We start from the raw sequence: 18,572 nt of genomic DNA on the forward strand, positions 1-18,572 counted from the left end.
CCGTGTTCATTGGTTTACCGCCCCTGGGCGGCGAGTCGCGCGTCGAGGCGGGGGTAGACCCGGCGGGCATTTCCCCCGAGGACGGCATGTCGGTCCTTCTGGTCAAGCTGTAGGGCCTCTATGTACCGCTTGGTGTCGTCGAAGGGGTGGCCTGTCTCCGGGTCGTCGGCTTTGACGGCTCCGAGCAATTCGGAGCCGAACAAGATGTTTGAAGGGTCAATGACGGAGAACAGGGCGTTAACTCCCTCCTGGTGGTAGACGCACGTGTCGAAGAAGACGTTGCGCATCAGGTGCTCGGCCAGGGGCGGCTTGTCGAGCATCATGGCCAAGCCCCGGTAACGGCCCCAGTGATACGGGACGGCGCCTCCGCCGTGGGGAATAATCAGGCGCAGGTCTGGGTGACGCTCGAAGAGGTCTCCCGCCAGGAGCTGCATGAACACCGCGGTGTCGGCAGCGAGGTAGTGGGCGCCGGTGGTGTGCAGCGCCGGTGAGCATGATGCTGAGACGTGGATCATCGCAGGTACGTCGAGTCGTTCCAGCGCGTCCCAGAGCGGGTCCCACCAGGGATCGGGCAGCGGCGGGGCGGACCATTGTCCGCCGGAGGGGTCGGGGTTGAGGTTGCATCCCACGAAGCCGGCTTCAACGCACCGTTCCAGTTCTTCGATCATCGGGCCCAGTTCGCCTTCGATGGTTTGGGGGAGCTGGCAGACGCCCGCGAAGTTCTGGGGGAAGAGCTCGCAGATCCTTGCGATCGTGTCGTTGGACAGCCGCGCCCATTCGTTCGCGGTGTGCTGTCCGGGGACGTGGTGGCCCATCCCTGATGCCCGGGGGGAAAGGATGGTGACATCTGAACCGCGTTCGCGCTGTAGCCGCAGCTGGTTTGCCGTGATGATCTCGCACAGTTCTTCGTCGGGTATCCCGGCATATGGGTCGGGGACATCTCCTCGACCTTGGGCGTGGGCGATCTGCGCGGCACGGTGGGCATGGAAGTCGGCCGGTTCGGTAGTGAAGTGGCCGTGGCAGTCGATGGTGAGGGTTTGTGTCATCGGGGGTCCTTGGAGGAATGCGCTCCGGCGGGGCAGGTGGTTGTTGGCCAGATGCCATGCCGGCCGGGGGACAGGATGCCGTCCGGGTCGAGTGCGTCTTTGATGTGGGTGGCCACGCGCCGGTAGGCGTTGTCGTTGAAGCTGTATTCGGCGGCGGCCAGATCCATGAATTCCAGGTGGGGGCGGCTGTCGCCGAAACCCAGTTTTCCGAGTTCGATGATGAGGCTACGGGCCAGCGCGAACGCTGAGCGGGTGGAGCCTTCGTCCGTCTTGTCGTAGCGGATGCCTGCGATCACCACTGCCGATCGTTCCCCGGTCACCATGATCCCGGCGCCGAAGTCGCGGCCAGCCGCCGCGAACTCCCGACGTATCAGTTCGATGACGTTTCGCATCGTGGTGCCCTGCAGGGGCACGACGGGTGAGACATCTACGTGTGCGATGTTGGGGGGAGTGTTTTGGATTGCCTTAAGCGTTGGTTCGCCGGCCATGATCTGCTCTGCGGAGTATTCAAGTTGGTCGTACTCGTCGGGGGAGTAGGTGCGTCGAGCTTCGACGCGGCCACTGGGGATTGTTTCCCAGGCGTTTCGGATTCGGCGCAGTTTGGCCTCAACGATTTCTGGTTCGCCCCATATGGCCGCTCGTACCGCCCAGGCGCCGACGCCTGCACGGTTGCCAATGTCGCGCAGCTCAGTGTCGGTGAAAGGGCTGGTCTGCGCTGCAACCGGGGCGTCGCGCAGCATGTGGCAGGCCCTGAGGGTGGAATACACTGCCGGCATGCCTTCCAGATGACCTGCAAGACGGAGCTCACGGAGTGTATCAACCGCCGCTTCAAAGTCCGCCTCATCGTCGACCGCAAGCACCAGGGGGGCGAATGAGGCAGGACGGCGCGTGAGCCATATGCCCATCTTGGTGACGATGCCGAAATTCGACTGAACGAACAAGGGTTCGAGGTTCGGGCCCAGGCTTCGCTTATAGAGGTGCCAGGAAGGGCTCGACGGGATCGCGCCTTGACCTGTGCGCAGGATATCGCCGGTCGGCATGACGACCTCAAGGCCCGCGGGCAGCATGTAGTCCGGACCGTATCGCTGGTAAGTGTGGCCGCCGTCCATGGTGTTTCCCACGATCGAACCCCAGCCAAGGTCCGGGCACGGGGTTGAAAGGTCGTAGCCCTTCTCGCGCACGGCTTGGTGAAGATCGAACCATGTCACTCCCGGCTCCACGACGGCGTAGGCGAGCTCCTCGTTGATTTCGAGGATCCGGTTCATGCGTTGGAAGCCGAGCTGGATTGATCCGCGTACTTTCGGGGATGCACCTCCGTGGCCCAGATTGCGCCCTTGGCTGTGGGGCCAGACGGGAATGCCATATCGCCGTGCAATGTCCAGGATCCCTTGGACCTGCTCGGTGGTGGTTGGCTGCACGACGGCCGATGCGGCATACGTTTCGTCGCCGGTGGGCCAGTAATCGTCCTTGAACTCATCGATGCGGGAGCGCTCGATATGTACCGCATCGGTTCCCAGGAGCACGACCAGCTCCTGCGCCATGGCCTCGGAAATTGTAGGCAGCGCTGCAACTTCACTCATGGGACGCTGACCATGGGGCTTGCGGTGGAGGGCAGGCGCACTCCGAGGATGCCCGTTAAGGCCGCGGAGAGCATCTGTTCGGCCCTTTGTCCGGCTGAGTGCATGGAGCGCCACGCGACGACGCCGTCTGGCCGCACCAGCAGCGCTCCGTCCTCGTCAATCTCACGGATCTTCTGCCAGCTTTGGTAGAGGTCCTGGGCGTCGGGTTCACCGATCACCCTGACGCGTACGCGTGGGTGCCCGATCTCCGCGACCGCGTCTACCCAGGCGCTACCCGAAAGTCCGGTCAAGATCGTGAAACAACCATCCCCGACCAGATCGAGCGTTGAGATGCGGTGTCCGGATGCGTCGACGAGCCAGGCATGGGGGATTTTCGCGCCTGGACGCGTCGAAGCCTGCGCGTAAAGCTCCTTATCCTGAGGCCACACCTCGGGCTGATCGGTGTCGGGGAGCACAGCTGCGGACTCGTAGCGGTGATTCATCTCGACACCTTGGGCGTTGAACTCGTAGTTCCTAAGTTCAAGAGCCCGCGCGAGTTTCGCCCGCGAGGCGGCACCCTCTTTTGTGGGAGCTGTCAGCTTTTCCAGTCCTGCCGGCCCGCCGAGACGATCAGCCGCGAGGACTTCCTTCAGTGGTGCGAACTCCCGACGCGACTGGTTGGCGCGCTCGACGATCTGCCGGCCGATTGGTGCCCTCTCCTGGGTGTAGGAATCCAGCAGTGACGGCGCCGCATCGCCGTTGATAACGTAAGCGAGCTTCCACGCAAGATTGAATGCGTCCTGAATGCACGTGTTGGATCCAAGACCATTTGACGGGGGATGGCGGTGAGTAGCGTCTCCGCCGCAAAAAATGCGTTTGTTGGAGTAGTAGGGTGCGTAGGCTTCGTTCACGTACCAAGGACTGACCGAGGTGATTTCCGGTTCGAAGTCCGGGTCGCCGATGTAGGCTTTAATCCGTGTCCTTGCGGTTTTGAAGCTAAGATCAGGGTCCCCCTGGGAGATATCAAATCCCCAGCCGGCGATCCAACGATCCCACGGGCGCACGGCACGCAATAGCCCGAGCCCGATCTCACCTACGGCTGCGTCCTGGTTCACGATCCACGTCATGATGGCCGGCCGGTGCGCGACGTATTTGGAAAGGTCACCGTTAAACTGCGCGTAAACCGTTCCGGCTCGGGCCAGGACACCCTCGATGGGCAATCCGGCATCTTCAGCGACTTGGGATCGTGCCCCGTCCGCGCCAACCAGGTACCGGGTGCGGTGTTCGTAAACCCGCCCGCTCGGTCGATGTTCGAGCGTGACCGTGACCCCGTCCTCGTCCTGCACGCTTGAGCGGTACAACGTGTTGAATTCGAAGGAAGCGCGACGCTTTGCCGCGCCGTTGAGGATGATCGGTTCCAGCTCTGATTGCGGAATGTCGACCATGGTGCAGGGACTGGAGCGGCGGTAGTCTCCAGAGCGTTCGTCGCCTGTTCCGTAGCTGCTGAGGCGGGCGATCTCCCTCCCGGCGAGACTGGTCGTGAACTTTGTCTCGCCCATGAGCTCCCAAGGGGTGGCTTGCCGCTTCACCTCTTCCTCGAGGCCCAGGCTACGCAACACTTCCATTGCACGGAGGTTGGTGATGTGGGCTCGCGGTGTATGCGCGAGCCAGTTTTCGCGGCTGATGGCCAGTGTACGTATGCCGTAGGTTGCGAGTGCAAGGGCGGTGGTGGCGCCCATAGGGCCTGTGCCGACGACCAGCACATCCGAATCAAACGGCGCATTAGCGAGTGTCATGTGCATCCTTCATTGGAAATCATTCATCGGCATTGGGCAGAGGACGGCCCCGAGTGTTGTGGCCCGTGCGGGTTCAGGGCGACATCCATCGGTGGGTCCTCAGCGGAGGTAATACTCAGGCCAGTGATTCACCTGGGTCCTGGGCTGTAGTCAGTGAGTGGCTGCGTTCAATGTGGACTCGTGAGAGCGCCGCTGCCGCCTCGCGCACAGCGCCGGCATGGCGTTCCAGTTCTTGCTGGCCTCCACGTTCGCTGGGAATGACCAGGGAAATGGAGGCGAGCACGAATCCGTCGGCGGCGAGGACCGGCGCCGCCACTGCGCAGACCCCGGGCTTCCATTCCTCGTTATCGAATGCGATACCGGCGTCCCGAACCGCGCGCCACTTCTTTCGCATGGAATTCACGTCGAGACCGTGGGGCGTGGCATGGGACAGAGATGCATATCGTGCGTCCCAAACTACCTCTGGCGCGAACGCCACGAGGACCTGCGCGTCGGCGGTCATGAGCCCGCGGACCACCATTCCGGCTGAGGTGAATGGTTGGAAGTGCCTCTGCGTCGTGACGAGGTCCAGTGACAGGGCTCCCTCGTGGCCCCATACCGAAAGAAGTGCGGACTCGGTAGTAGCCTGAGCGAGCTGTTCCAGGTATGGCCTGGCTTCACTGACCAGCACGCTTGCCGATGTCTTCGCGAACAGGCTTTGAAGCATTCGGGGGCCCAGAGTGAGGTTGCCAGCGGCATCCTGCTCAACCCAGCCCAGCCGCTCCAGCGTAAGCATAAGACGCCGCACTGTCGCCTTCGCCAACTGCGATTCTTCCCGCAGTTCCCGAAGTGTCCAACTTGGCCGCTCTGTTGTGAAGAGCCCCAGCAGATACAGTCCGCGCTCGAGTGTACCCAGCGGCGCGGCCCCCTCAGACTGCGGGCCTGCAGGTTCATAGCCGGCATTGCTTGCCGTGAGGGTGTTTGCAATGTCCGTCATGGCTCTTCCCCTTTCATCGACGCTGATGTTATGCTCCTCACAGGGTTCATTCAGTGGATCCAAGAGATTCACTGGTTGAACCGTAGCAGGAAATTTCAGTGATAGCAATGGATGTTTTGCAACTGGATCAAGGGAGATCAGCTATGGAAAACGCAGCCTCGTGGCAGCGCCTTCGCGCCACTGCTTAGGACGCCGGCCTTGGCCTGAATTGGCGAACGAGGGCGGATGTCCGCCATGCCCGCTACCGGCGAGTGAGATAAAAACCGAGATAAAGGTTCCGTGGGCCGCCCCTAGTTAGCCGGGGAAGCGGCTCGGAACCGAGGTATCTGCCTTGCCTCCCACATCGGCTTACAGGCGGAGCAAGGCATCGCCCACCGTGGGTGCCAGGGGCGAAGTCCCCGTGTAGCAAACCTTCTGCCCAGGCAATGGGCAGGGTCCAGATCAAACAGGTCGACAAACCCAATCGGATGCCGCCGCCAACGATCGGCCCTGGCGCCGGTCCCCATGAAATAGCCCCACCGAGCCGGTGGGGAGAGGAGAAGAACGACAATGACTCAGACCATGACAGCAGCACGGATGCATGCAGTCGGCGAACCGATGGTGCTTGAAGAAGTACCACTGCCCATACCGACAGGCGCCGACGTCCGCGTGCGTGTGGAGAGCTGCAACATCGTCCCCAACCTCGCGAATATCCTTGCGAATTGGACCACCTGGTTTCCGCAAAACCCGCTGCCGGCGCTTCCGGCCATTTTTGGGCTGGATCCGGCAGGTGTGGTCGAAGCAGTTGGTCCGGACGTTAGAGTTTTCGCACCCGGGGACCGTGTTTACGTGAATCCGGGTCGTTCCTGTGGTGCATGCAAAGAATGCCGGAGCGGCAAGATCATGCACTGCCAGCACTTCGCGTTCGCAGGCTACTTCGGACTTACCCCGACGTCGTCAGTCATGCTGGACCGGTACCCCTACGGCGGTCTGGCCGAGTACACCCTTGCTCCCGAGGGTTCTTTGGTCCGTCTGCCCGATAATCTGAGCTTCCACCGGGCAGCACGGTTCGGTTACCTCGGCACCGGGTACGCAGCCCTGCAGAAGGCACAGCTGGGACCTGGCAGCAGCCTGCTGATCAACGGCATCAGCGGAACCCTCGGACTCGGCACAGCACTGTTCGCTCTCGCCCAGGGAGTAACCACCATTTTGGGCACGGGCAGAAACCGCGAACTGCTCGAGCGGGTGCGCGCAATCTCCCCGGACCGCATCCAGGTCTTTTCCACCGACGACGGGCCCATCGACAAGTGGGTGTCGGAAGTGACTGACGGTGGTGTGGACGGATACATCAGCGCACTCGGACCCAACACCCCGCACGCTCCTTTCCTTGAAGGGCTGCGGTCGCTGCGCAGGGGCGGTGTCGCAGTCAACGTCGGCGCAACGGCCGGCGATGTCCCGATCGACGTTCATCACCTGATGGACCAGCAGCAATCCCTCGTGGGATCCTGCTGGTTCTCGCCCGGAGAAGGCCAGGAAATGGCAGCCCTTGCCGGTTCAGGCGCGGTCGATTTGTCAGTGTTTGAAGATGTCGTCTTCGGCCTGGAAGACGTCAACGACGCTATTAACGGCCTGGAAAACCGCAACGGAGGCTTCAGCAACTACGTCATCTCTCCCAACGGTGGCAATGGCAATGACTGAGCCGGTCACCCGGCCTACGTTTCACGTCGGGCTCAACGGCGTTGCTCCTCCAGGGGAACCGACCGCCGCCATTCGTCGAGTCGTGACAGGCATTTCCGCTGACGGAAGTTCCTGCGTCGTCAGCGACGGTATGCCGCCTCGCTCCCACGAGCATCTGGAGACGCCGGGAATGGTGAACACAATTGTCTGGGCGACACCTGCGTCGTCGCGGCCCATGCACCTCGATCTCACCTCGGACCTTGTCAGCGTTGTCCCGGGCGACGGGGAATCGGTGGCTTTGGTCGTCACCTTTCCACCGGATTCCGTTTTCGCGGACCCGCTATTTGATCCCGCCAAAGCGGCGCAGGAACAGCTCGAGGTCACACCCGGACTCGCTGAATTGTTCGAGCAGGACAACCCGGGGTTCCACACAACCCCCACGATCGACTACGGAGTCGTGCTAAGTGGAGAGATCGTGCTTGACCTCGACTCGACCCGCACTGTCCTGCGACAGGGGGACATTGTCGTGCAAAACGGAACCAGGCACGCCTGGCGGAACGTGACCGAGGAACCGACGAGGGTCTTCTTCGTGCTCCTCGGAACGAAGCGAGCATAGGGCAGCGCGCCTTCTTAGACCCATAAGCCGGTCGACGTCCCGCAGCGCAATGTTGCGTTGCGGGAAGGACGCCTCCCACCCACATCAAGTGGTCCGGAATTACCAATACCGAAAGAAATGATCATGACTCAAACAACTGTGAGGAGTGCCGGGTCGACGGAACCGACCACGGCAATGAAGTCGTCCTATCTCCTCCACACGCTGGTCGGACTCGTCCTGATGGCAGTGATTTCCTTCCTCCCGGCACCGGCGCCGGTGACGTCCACTGGGATGGTGGTTATTGGCGTGTTCGTCGGAGTCCTGTACCTCTGGACGTTCGTCGACCTCGTATGGCCGAGTGTCCTCGGCATCGCACTAAGCTCCTTCTTCATCAATTCAGTCATGGAACCCCCGGGCCTCCACGGCGTTTGGAAGGCACTACAGGAATCAGCGGGCAGCTGGGTCGTGGCCTTCGTCGTCGGCAGCCTCCTCCTCACCTATGCTCTGAACGAATCCGGCCTAACCAGCAGGATTGCGGACTGGTTCCTCTCCCGACGTTGGGCCCAGCGAAGCCCATGGTCATTCACCTACAGCTTGTTCGCGTGCTCTTTCATCCTGGGCATGTTCCTGGACCTCATCCCCACCCTGGTCTTCATGATCGCCCTTCTGAACGTCGTTTTCCGCAAACTCGGGTACACGTACGGCGAAAAGTATCCTCTGGCAGTCATCATCGGCTGCACCTTCCTGATCAACATTGCATTCGCGATCAGCCCGATCTCACACCCGGTCACGCTCATCGGCTTCGGCGTTTTCACGGGCGCATCCAAGGGCGCTTCGATCGGATTCGTCGAGTACATGATCGTCGGGATCCCCGTAGGGATCATTGCCGCCGTCCTCATTGCCCTGTTTCTGCGATACGTCGCCCGCCCGAACACGGACAGGTTCAAGACGGTCAACTACGCTGAACTGGCCTCTGAGAACGCCACACCGCTGAGCCGGCGCGAAGTGGCCACAGCAGTAATCTTCACCCTTGTGGTGATCACCTGGATTTTGCCGGGCCTGATCAGCCTTTTCGCGCCCCAATCGCCGATCGTTGCGTACTTCGACGACGTGACCTTGATCGTCCCGACGCTCTTCGGGGTTATCCTCCTGATGCTCCTACGTATCGGAGGTAAACCTCTCCTTGATCATGCGGCGGCATTCCGCTCCATCCCTTGGGGCGTCATTTCGCTCGTCGCATGCGCGATTCTCTTCGGTACGTTGCTCACCGAAGACAGGGTAGGGCTGAACGCCTTCCTCGTCGGAGCACTCAGCCCACTATTCGCCTCAGGGATGAGCCCGTTCTGGGTCATGCTCCTCCTGGTCCTTGCGATCGCACTCATCACCAATGTCGTGAACCATGTGCCGGTGATCATCATGTTCGTCGCAGTTTGCGTGCCCCTTGCCGAATCGCTCGGGGTGGATAACCGCCTGATCGGAACGCTCGTGATCCTGGCGGCACAAATGGGTTTCGCCTTGCCGTCGTCGCTCGCGTCAGTTGCTTTGATCTTCGGCGATCCCTGGGTAAAGCCTGCCGCGGTCGTGCGATACGGAGCGTACGCAACGCTGGTTTCCGCACTTACCATCGCCTTGATCGGCTACCCGATCGCAAGCCTGGTCTTCTGAGCCGGATAACAACCGCGAAGAGCACCGCATCCTATCGAATCGCCCCCGTTGCTCTCCTATACCGCTTAGAAGAGTCACATTGACCGTCGGCCAAGACCTCATGTCCTTCCTGGTCTCCGACACCGGCGTAAAGGTCCAGAACCCAAGCAAGGGCTGACTTCGGTCTCGCGGTCGCTGCGCAGAGGCGATGCCACAACCCGCACTCTGCGCAGCAGCGGCGCTGTCCCCATCGTCATCAGCGGATGGCCCAGCAATCGCTCGCCGGAACCTGCTGCTCCTCGCCCTTATGGCGGCATTGGGTTAGACCGGCGTGGTACTGCAGGCCTGCTCCGGACCGGTTCCTCAGTCAGCTTGCCCGTCCCTTCGAACAACGACGTTCAACCCCAAGCATGGAAGGCAGTACAATGCATCTCTTGAAGACCCTGCTCCTCCTCAGTTCCGGACAGGCCTCGGCCCCACACCCCATCACCAGCAATGTCCAGCCAGCGTTTCCCACGGGCTTCCTGACATCCAATGCTTGGGAAGGCTGGTGGCATGACGACACCCCTCACCCCGGAACACCTGCACACCCGGAGAACTAGTCCTACAACAATTTGCTTTGTACCCCTCGAAACGAAACAGGCATAGGACAACACGTCTTCCTACACCCACCCATCAGCCTGTGCACGTCCCGCAGGGGCCCCACGTTCAAGCCACTCATGCAACATGAAGCTTGACATCCGACCCTGGCGCCTCGCGTTTTCCCGTCCAGTGGGAAAGCCATGGATTTACCGACGTGTGACCGGCAACACTAGGCAGGCGGGCGGGAAATCGGCGACTAGTGACGTGGCTGGTGCGCCCATCTACTTACTTATCGGAGGTTTTGTATGGAACTGAATGAACCGGAGCTCAAGCTCCGCGTCCAACGGAAACAAAGCACTGCAGATGGCGTCACAGCTTTGACCCTCGTCGACGTCAAAGGGCGGCCATTGCCGCCATGGTCTGCCGGTGCCCACATCGAACTCGACCTGGGCTCGGAGCTGATCCGTCAGTATTCTCTCTGCAGCCCCCTTGACGATCGGACGGAATGGAAGGTGTGCGTCCTCCGGCAGGCTGAGGGCCGAGGTGGTTCCCGCCACATCTGCGACAACGTTGAAGCCGGGGACGTCCTCATGGCAAGAGGGCCGCGGAACAACTTCGAACTGCTGGCAGCCAAACGCTACATCTTCATCGCGGGAGGTATCGGCATCACCCCGCTCCTTCCCATGATTGAGCAGGCCGAGGCGGACGGAATCCCTTGGACCCTGACTTACGGCGGCCGAACACTGGGCAGCATGGCAGAGGCTCAAACGCTGCGAAACAAGTACTCCGACAAAGTCGTTCTTTGGCCGCAGGACGAAGCCGGGCTGATGGACCTGAGAGCCATCATCAGCTCTGCTGGTGAAGAATCACTAATCTATTGCTGCGGACCCGAACCGCTGCTCCAAGGGCTCGAAACAGTACGGGTAGAAGCAGGACTGGCCGCCGGGAGGGTACGCACCGAACGCTTTGCTCCGAAGGTACTTGCCGAGCCAGCCCGACAGAAAACTTTCAAAGTCGAATTCGCCCGCTCCCGCATCGCCGTTGACGTCGGGCCGGGCATCTCAATCATGGACGCCGCCAAGGCAGCCGGGGTACCAGTCCTCTTCTCCTGCTCAGAGGGAACATGTGGCACCTGTGAGACCGGCATCATCGCCGGAGCGGTCGAGCACCGGGATTCGGTACTGACGCAGGAGGAACAGGAGGAAAACCAGACAATGATGATCTGTGTCAGCCGGGCGGCCTGCGACAAGCTGACACTCGACCTTTAGTCCCGGAACCGGCATAGACGCACCGGGACAGTAATCAGCAAGAACACTACAGCGAGTACAAGGACGTGCCCCATGACTTCACCAACCCCTGCCGCTGCAACTGCCCCTTCGGGCCGCTGCCCATTCTCCGGGGACGCCGGAGACTTCTCCTCCTTCTTCTCGGGCCCTTACCAGCAGGATCCAGCCGCTTCCCTCAAACGGGCCAGGACGGAAGAACCTGTTTTTCACGACCCCGAAACCGGCTACTGGGTGGTAACGCGCTACAAAGACGTCAAGCGCGTCTTCAGCGAATCAAAATCCTTCTCTGCAGCTGTGACACTCGCGCCGGTCATGCCTCCCTCAGCGGAAGCTGGAGAAGTCCTGCAAAAATACGCTTTCGCGCCGAGCCCTGTCCTCATTGATTCAGACCAACCCGTACATCGCACTATTCGGCGACTCAACGCTCCGGTTTTCATGCCTGAAAACATCGACCGCCTGGAAGATTTCATCCGGACCACGACAAATCGTTACATTGACCGTTTTGCCGAGAAAGGTCAAGCTGACCTGGTCGCAGATCTCCTCTGGGATGTTCCCTGCCTCATCGCCCTGGAATTCCTGGGTGTCCCCGAGGAAGACGTCGACACCGTCAGGAAGCTTGCGACATCCATGACGGAGTTCATCTGGGGTCAGGCGTCGCCGGAGGAACAGGTTCACGCGGCCGAAGGCCTGGGCAAGTTCTGGGCTATGGCCGGGCGTATCGTCGAAAAGATGAAGCAGCTGGACAATCCGCCGGGCTGGATCGGCCACACAGTTAAGCTTCAACGAGAACATCCTGAGTTGTTTCCCGACTCCTACCTGCAGACGAACGTAATCGGCGGGACTATGGCCGCTCACGAAACCACGACGAACGCTACCGCTAACGCCTTGTTGACCCTGCTGCAAAATCGCGGCCAGTGGGACTCGATCTGCAAGGACCCGTCGCTAATTCCGGCAGTGGTCGAGGAGTGCCTTCGCTACAGCAGCTCCGTGGTCGCTTGGCGCCGGACGGCAAAGGTAGATGTTGAGATCGGCGGAACAACCATTCCTGCCGGAGCCAACGTTCTGATGGTTATCGCCTCCGCTAATCATGACGAGGACATTTTTGATGCGCCCGACGAATTTGAACCGACGCGGTCCAACAGCACCGCCCATATTGCCTTCGGCCACGGTCCGCACATGTGCCTGGGCAACCATCTGGCGCGATTGGAGATGAAAATCTTCCTCGAAGAGCTCTCACGGCGGCTGCCCGGCATGCGCCTTGATGATCAGGAATTCACTTACCTGCCCAACACCTCATTCCGCGGACCTGAAAAGCTTCAGGTCAGCTGGAACCCGTAAATCCCTGATCGACCCCATACAGGGAGAACGCAAGACGACGACGGCGATACGCCTAGATCTCCATCCTTCACTGTAAGGAAAAGTTCCTCCAAGGTTGGCCTTCGCATGTTGCGCGCGTACAACCTCGCCGAGTGGGGTGCCCAAATCGGCAGGACCAGCTGCTGCCGAAACTCTGTACAGGGTCGAAGGCTGGCGGTGCCCGATGCCCTGTCCGATGTGCTGTGCCCAAGGAGAAGCTCCAGCTGCTCGTAACAACTCAGAGGGGCGGACCAACAGCACTGACCCACGCACATGAACCTTGAGTAATCACCCACGCAACTTTCAACCGACCGCAAGTCACTACAGAACGAAAGAACACTCGGCCTAACAGCATTCATTCCGGGGGTCATCCGGATCGAGACAACTTTCCGAACTCCACGCACGATCCCATAAAGAAATCATCAGAAAGCGAACAATAACAATGCAACGACGCATTACTAGGGCCCTTGGAGCTGCTGCGATATTCGCATCTATTCCACTCGTCGCCGCGGGCTGTAGAGGCAAAAAGGAACAGCCCGCAGCCACAACCGCGCAGGGTTCCCACTGATGACCCAGAGGAACGTTGCGACATCCACCGTGGACGAAACAGCACATTCCCTAGCCCTCAACCTATCTCTCATCCGTGACGAGATCGCTGCAACAGCTGCCGGGATAGACCAGCGGCAATTGGCGGCATTGACAGCGCATATCGGACTGGCCGACAGGATCTTCGTCGCCGGAGCCGGGCGGAGCGGCCTGATCCTTCGGACCGCAGCCATGAGATTGATGCACCTGGGCCATACGGTCCACGTCGTCGGCGACACCACCACACCGGCGATAGCTTCCGGTGACCTGCTCCTGGTTGCTTCCGGCTCCGGAACCACATCCGGGGTCGTCAAGGCGTCTGAAACTGCAGCCCGGGCGGGGGCGCGGATCGCTGCATTCACCACCAACCCGGAGTCACCGCTGGCGGCACTGACCGATGCCCTGGTCATCATTCCTGCAGCTCAAAAGACCGACCATGGATCCAGTCTTTCCCGCCAATACTCAGGAAGCCTTTTCGAACAGACCTTGTTCATCGCCACGGAATCTGTCTTCCAGACCCTCTGGAACAACACCAATGAGCCGGCCGAACAGCTCTGGCTCAGGCACGCAAACCTCGAATAGACGTTCCCGCCTAGTTTTCCACTCACCGCAATTCATTACAGAAAGAAACAACATCATCATGAAACTCCAAGTTGCTATGGATCTCCTCACCGTCGAAGACGCTCTCGAGCTGGCTGGTAAGGTCGCTGAGCACGTTGACATCATCGAGCTCGGGACACCGCTGATTAAGGCAGCCGGTCTCTCCGCTGTAACCGCGGTGAAGAATGCCCATCCTGACAAGATCGTCTTCGCTGATATGAAGACCATGGATGCAGGGGAGCTGGAGGCCGAGATTGCTTTCAAGGCCGGTGCCGACCTCGTCTCTGTGCTCGGAAGCGCCGATGACTCTACCATCGTGGGAGCCATCAAGGCAGCAAAGGCCCACAACAAGGGCATCGTTGTAGACCTTATCGGTGTTCTCAACAAGGTGGCCCGGGCCAGGGAAGTGCGTGCCCTCGGCGCCGAATTTGTCGAGTTCCACGCCGGCCTGGACGAGCAGGCACAGCCTGGCTTCGACTTGAATGGTCTGCTGCAGGCCGGTGAAGAAGCCAAGGTCCCGTTCTCTGTCGCAGGTGGCGTAAACGCATCGACCATCGAGGCTGTCCAGCAGGCCGGAGCTGATGTTGCCGTCGCCGGCAGCGCCATCTACAGCGCAGCCGACCCGGCCTTGGCCGCCAAGGAACTCAACGCAGCCATCGCCTAAATTACCGCCACATCCGGCCTGCGGCGGCGGCCCGCACCTGACGGTGTCGGCCACCGCTGCAGGCCACTAGGCATCGCAATATGATCAACCCCTTGGGTCGTTCGTTTTTGGCCCCAAGACTCCGCCCTGCAGCAAATTCAACACAAGAAAGCAGCAATGCACACCACTCTTGAACGGCGCCGGCAGCGGGCGAGTAATCCGCTCCGTGACCCACGCGACCGCCGCTTGAGCCGGATCGCCGGTCCGTCGTCGCTGGTGCTCTTCGGAGTGACCGGTGACCTTGCCCGCAAGAAGCTCATGCCGGCGGTGTATGACTTGGCGAACCGTGGGTTGCTGCCGCCCAGCTTCGCGCTGGTCGGTTTCGCCCGGCGTGAATGGGACAAGGAGGACTTCGCCGCTGAGGTGAAGGCCTCCGTGCAGGCCTACGCGCGCACGCCTTTTGACGAGGCGGTGTGGAACCAGCTCTCGGAGGGCATCCGCTTTGTGCAGGGCGAGTTCGGCGACGACGGCGCCTTCGAGCGGCTCGGCGAAACCATCAAGGAACTCGACGACGTCCGCGGCACGCGCGGCAACCACGCGTTCTACCTCTCGATCCCGCCCAAGGCGTTCGAACAGGTCTGCCGGCAGCTGTCCAAGCACGGCCTGGCCCAGGCCGACGGGGACAAGTGGCGCCGCGTGGTGATCGAGAAGCCGTTCGGGCACGACCTCGAGTCGGCCCGGAAGCTAAACGACATTGTGGAGTCGGTGTTTCCTGCGGACGCTGTGTTCCGGATCGATCATTACCTGGGCAAGGAGACGGTCCAAAACATCCTGGCGCTGCGCTTCGCGAACCAGCTGTTCGAGCCGCTGTGGAACGCGAACTACGTGGACCACGTCCAGATCACCATGGCCGAGGACATCGGCACCGGCGGCCGGGCAGGGTATTACGACGGCGTGGGCGCGGCCCGCGACGTCATCCAGAACCACCTGCTCCAGCTGCTCGCCCTGACCGCGATGGAAGAGCCCATCTCCTTCAACGCCGATGACCTGCGCGCCGAGAAGGAAAAGGTCCTCGCCGCCGTCAAGCTCCCCGACGACCTGTCCACGCACTCCGCGCGCGGCCAGTTCACCGGTGGCTGGCAGGGCGGCGAACAGGTCCAGGGCTACCTGGAGGAGGAAGGCATCCCCGCCGATTCCACCACCGAAACGTTCGCCGCGATCCGGGTGGACATCCACACCCGCCGCTGGTCCGGCGTGCCGTTCTACCTGCGCGCCGGCAAACGGCTGGGCCGGCGCGTGACCGAAATCGCCGTTGTCTTCAAGCGCGCTCCCAACCTGCTGTTCCGCGACCACAGTGAAGATGACTTCGGCCAAAACGCGGTGGTGATCCGGGTGCAGCCCGATGAGGGCGTCACCATCCGGTTCGGCTCCAAGGTCCCCGGCACCCAGATGGAAGTCCGGGACGTGACCATGGACTTCGGCTACGGGCACTCCTTCACCGAATCGAGCCCCGAGGCTTACGAGCGGCTGATCCTTGACGTGCTCCTGGGCGAGCCGCCGCTGTTCCCGCGGCACGAGGAAGTGGAGCTGTCCTGGAAGATCCTGGACCCCTTCGAAGAGTACTGGGCCGGGCTGGGTGAACAGCCCGAGCCGTACGCGCCCGGCAGCTGGGGCCCGGCCTCGGCCGATGAGCTGCTAGCCCGCGACGGACGCACGTGGAGAAGGCCATGATCGTAGACCTGCCCAACACCACGACCTCGAAGGTTTCCAAGAAGATCCAGTCCCTGCGCGAGCAGGGCGGCGTGATCGCGCTCGGCCGGGTCCTCACCCTGGTGGTGGTCACCAAATCCGGGCTCGAAGAAGAAGCGATCGAAGCGGCCAACGATGCGAGCCGCGAACACCCCTGCCGGATCATCGTCCTGGCCGATGCCGGGGCAGACGCCGAGGACAAGCTGGACGCCCAGATCCGCGTCGGCGGTGACGCGGGAGCATCAGAAGTGATCGTGCTGCGTGGTTACGGCCAGTTGGCGCACGAAAGCGAGTCCCTGGTGGCCGCGCTGCTGCTGCCGGACGCACCCATTGTGGCCTGGTGGCCGCACGGGGCACCGGAAAACGCCTGCGAAACCTCCATCGGCCGGATCGCGCACCGGCGAATCACGGATTCCGCGAACGAACCGGACCCCCAGCGTGCACTGGAGAATATCCGGCAAACCTACAAGGCCGGCGACACCGACCTCGCCTGGACCAGGCTGACGAACTGGCGGATCCAGCTCGCCGCCGCCCTGGACCAGGTGGACGGTGCCCCCGTCACCGCCGTGGCCGTCGAGGGTGCCTCGGACTCTCCCAGCACCATCCTGCTCGCGGCCTGGCTGACTCTTGCCCTGGGCGCACCCGTGACCATCGTGCCGGACCCTGCCGGGACCGGCATCCGCCGCGTCCGGCTCTCCCGCCCCCGGGGGCGACGTCCAACTCTTCCGCCCGGGACTGTCAGTCGCCGAACTGACCCAGCCGGGCCAGCCCGCCCAGCGCATCTCCCTGCCGCGCCGCAGCCTGCGCGACTGCCTCGCGGAGGAGCTGCGCCGCCTCGACCCGGACGAAGTCTTCGGGGACAGTGTTCGTGACGGACTGACCGCCATAAAAAGGGCGACGCCCTTAGTACCCGCTGAGCTTCCGCAGGCTGGCGGCACCGGCTCTGAACATCAAGGAGTGCCATGCCTCAGCGGCATCAGCTAGTGAAAAGGCAACCCGTGGCGGTTGCTTGCATGTCCCGGATGGGACCCAGCACCACTCCTAATCCTCCGGGCCTGACTCCCATCCTGAATTGGTCAAACCTGACACAGGCTGACCAAGTAATGATTTACGAGGACGGATCACCCATCGCTTCAGGACGTGTGGACATGGTCGCCAGCGACGCAGCGTGTTGTGGCTTCAAGCAGACGGCACCGACTTGCGCCGTCTCTACCTGCGCCGCAACGTCACGGTGTACAAACGTGCCGCCCCGTAACGTCCCGCACCCCCACAGGAAGTGCTCCTTCGTAAAGAACGAAGGCAGGCTTTTCCCAACAGAAAGGAATCTTGAGAATGACCACGCCTGACATAGTTACGACCGTATTAGACGCGGCACAACTCGAGCCTGTTCACGAGCTGAGTTCAACCTCGTCAATGGACTGCCTGGCCTCACCGGACCAGCTGTGAAAACTTTCCACCCCAGCGGAAGGAAGTTGTTAGCGGGATCGGAAACTGTCGGACTACGGCTCCATCCTCAGTACGATAGGCCGGCCAATCCAACAGCACTGCTGTTTAAACCGCGGTGCATCGGTTGGACCTGCCACAAGACATGGAAGGGGCCCAAAGATCTACCATCTAGTACATCAAGGAACCCGATACGACGATGCGGGGGGGGGGGGGAGGTGCATGGCTGGAAACAACGCTAAGGCCGGGTTATCGGTTGTTAGCAAGACGGTAGCCATCTTAGGAGCCTTCTCGGGCGAACGGACCGAACTGGGACTGACAGAACTGTCCCATGCGACTGGCATGCCCACGAGTACGGTCCATCGATTAGTTCAAGAGCTTGTGCAATGCGGGGCGCTCGAACGAACGGCAACCGGGCGGTACGTCGTCGGACTTAAGCTGTGGGGCATTGCCTCACGGACGCCCTACAGCTATGCCCTAAGCGATGCTGCCATGCCCTACCTGCAGCAGCTACTGGAAACGACCCGCGGCCATGCACATCTCGCCGCGCTTCACGGCCAAAGTGCTCTGGTCTTGGAAAAGCTGTCCTGGGCGGAGTCCGAGCAGACCATCTCACGCATCGGCAGCAACTTGCCGCTGCACGCCACCGCGACCGGCCAAGTCCTGCTCGCGTATGCACCCCGCGCCTTACAGGAGGAAGTCCTAGCCGGTCCGCTGCCCGCATTTACATCGCGCACGATTACCGATCCGCTCATGTTTCGTCGGCTCTTGGCTATGATCCGGCACCAAGCAGTCTCGCGTAGCCTGGGTGAACTTGTCCCAGGCCTGGATGCGTGCGCGGCGCCGGTTTTCTGGCCAGACCGGCAGATTGCCGGCAGCATCGGCAGCGTCGTCGTTTCAGGATCCTGCCCGCCCGCAGATCTCGAAGCGGCCGTCAGGAAAGCAGCCAAGGGACTTAGCGGTTTTCTTGAAAGCCCGGACTACGGCCTTGGTTCACGGGCACTATTTCGCCCGGTTCTAAGACCATCACACCCGCCGGAATGAAGTGTCGCTTTT

14 protein-coding genes and 1 pseudogene are annotated in these 18,572 nt (G+C 61.5%); 11 read left to right on the forward strand and 4 right to left on the reverse strand.

The annotated features are described in order from the left end of the window. Positions 1-14: 14 nt before the first annotated feature. The 4 genes from QFZ33_RS11345 to QFZ33_RS11360 all read right to left on the reverse strand — a co-directional run bounded on the left by QFZ33_RS11345 (position 15) and on the right by QFZ33_RS11360 (position 5,377). Complete coding sequence (locus QFZ33_RS11345) at positions 15-1,046, reverse strand: amidohydrolase family protein (RefSeq protein ID WP_307027501.1); 1,032 nt, start codon at positions 1,044-1,046, stop codon at positions 15-17. Continuing rightward, positions 1,043-2,626 (reverse strand): FAD-binding oxidoreductase, encoded by a 1,584-nt coding sequence (locus QFZ33_RS11350; protein WP_307027503.1) that lies wholly within the window; start codon positions 2,624-2,626, stop codon positions 1,043-1,045. The genes QFZ33_RS11345 and QFZ33_RS11350 overlap by 4 nt, the downstream gene beginning before the upstream one ends. Beyond that, the gene (locus QFZ33_RS11355; RefSeq protein ID WP_307027505.1) at positions 2,623-4,401 is read right to left on the reverse strand and encodes an FAD-dependent monooxygenase; all 1,779 of its coding nucleotides are present in this window, start codon (positions 4,399-4,401) and stop codon (positions 2,623-2,625) included. The genes QFZ33_RS11350 and QFZ33_RS11355 overlap by 4 nt, the downstream gene beginning before the upstream one ends. Before the next feature lie 115 nt (positions 4,402-4,516). Beyond that, the gene (locus QFZ33_RS11360) at positions 4,517-5,377 is read right to left on the reverse strand and encodes an IclR family transcriptional regulator (protein ID WP_307027507.1); all 861 of its coding nucleotides are present in this window, start codon (positions 5,375-5,377) and stop codon (positions 4,517-4,519) included. 549 nt (positions 5,378-5,926) lie between these two features. Between QFZ33_RS11360 and QFZ33_RS11365 the strand changes: the two genes are divergently transcribed. The 11 genes and pseudogenes from QFZ33_RS11365 (at position 5,927) to QFZ33_RS11410 (ending at position 18,560) form a co-directional block, all read left to right on the forward strand. Beyond that, complete coding sequence (locus QFZ33_RS11365; RefSeq protein WP_307027509.1) at positions 5,927-7,054, forward strand: alcohol dehydrogenase catalytic domain-containing protein; 1,128 nt, start codon at positions 5,927-5,929, stop codon at positions 7,052-7,054. A 169-nt stretch (positions 7,055-7,223) separates the two neighbouring features. Then, the gene (locus tag QFZ33_RS11370) at positions 7,224-7,649 is read left to right on the forward strand and encodes a cupin domain-containing protein (RefSeq protein WP_307027511.1); all 426 of its coding nucleotides are present in this window, start codon (positions 7,224-7,226) and stop codon (positions 7,647-7,649) included. A gap of 123 nt (positions 7,650-7,772) precedes the next feature. Continuing rightward, entirely contained in the window at positions 7,773-9,293 is a 1,521-nt protein-coding gene (locus tag QFZ33_RS11375; protein WP_307027513.1) for an SLC13 family permease, read from the forward strand. A gap of 866 nt (positions 9,294-10,159) precedes the next feature. Then, positions 10,160-11,122, forward strand: coding sequence for a PDR/VanB family oxidoreductase (locus tag QFZ33_RS11380; RefSeq protein WP_307027515.1), 963 nt, complete (start codon positions 10,160-10,162; stop codon positions 11,120-11,122). Positions 11,123-11,194: 72 nt separating this feature from the next. Then, positions 11,195-12,478 (forward strand): cytochrome P450, encoded by a 1,284-nt coding sequence (locus QFZ33_RS11385; protein WP_307027517.1) that lies wholly within the window; start codon positions 11,195-11,197, stop codon positions 12,476-12,478. 460 nt (positions 12,479-12,938) lie between these two features. Continuing rightward, entirely contained in the window at positions 12,939-13,064 is a 126-nt protein-coding gene (locus QFZ33_RS23925) for a variable surface lipoprotein (RefSeq protein WP_373427261.1), read from the forward strand. Then, positions 13,064-13,663 (forward strand): 6-phospho-3-hexuloisomerase, encoded by a 600-nt coding sequence (gene hxlB, locus QFZ33_RS11390; protein WP_307027520.1) that lies wholly within the window; start codon positions 13,064-13,066, stop codon positions 13,661-13,663. The genes QFZ33_RS23925 and hxlB overlap by 1 nt, the downstream gene beginning before the upstream one ends. 58 nt (positions 13,664-13,721) lie before the next feature. Beyond that, complete coding sequence (gene hxlA, locus QFZ33_RS11395; protein ID WP_307027522.1) at positions 13,722-14,345, forward strand: 3-hexulose-6-phosphate synthase; 624 nt, start codon at positions 13,722-13,724, stop codon at positions 14,343-14,345. Between the two features lie 156 nt (positions 14,346-14,501). Beyond that, positions 14,502-16,055 carry a glucose-6-phosphate dehydrogenase gene (gene zwf, locus QFZ33_RS11400; protein WP_307027524.1) on the forward strand — a complete coding sequence of 518 codons (1,554 nt, stop codon included), beginning with the start codon at positions 14,502-14,504 and terminating at the stop codon, positions 16,053-16,055. After that, a pseudogene (locus QFZ33_RS11405) lies at positions 16,052-17,057 on the forward strand (glucose-6-phosphate dehydrogenase assembly protein OpcA). The gene zwf and the pseudogene QFZ33_RS11405 overlap by 4 nt, the downstream one beginning before the upstream one ends. A gap of 681 nt (positions 17,058-17,738) precedes the next feature. After that, entirely contained in the window at positions 17,739-18,560 is an 822-nt protein-coding gene (locus QFZ33_RS11410; protein WP_307027526.1) for an IclR family transcriptional regulator, read from the forward strand. The last annotated feature ends 12 nt before the right edge of the window (positions 18,561-18,572 follow it).

Origin of the sequence: Arthrobacter globiformis (genome assembly GCF_030815865.1) — a bacterium.
Taxonomy (GTDB): domain Bacteria; phylum Actinomycetota; class Actinomycetes; order Actinomycetales; family Micrococcaceae; genus Arthrobacter; species Arthrobacter globiformis_B.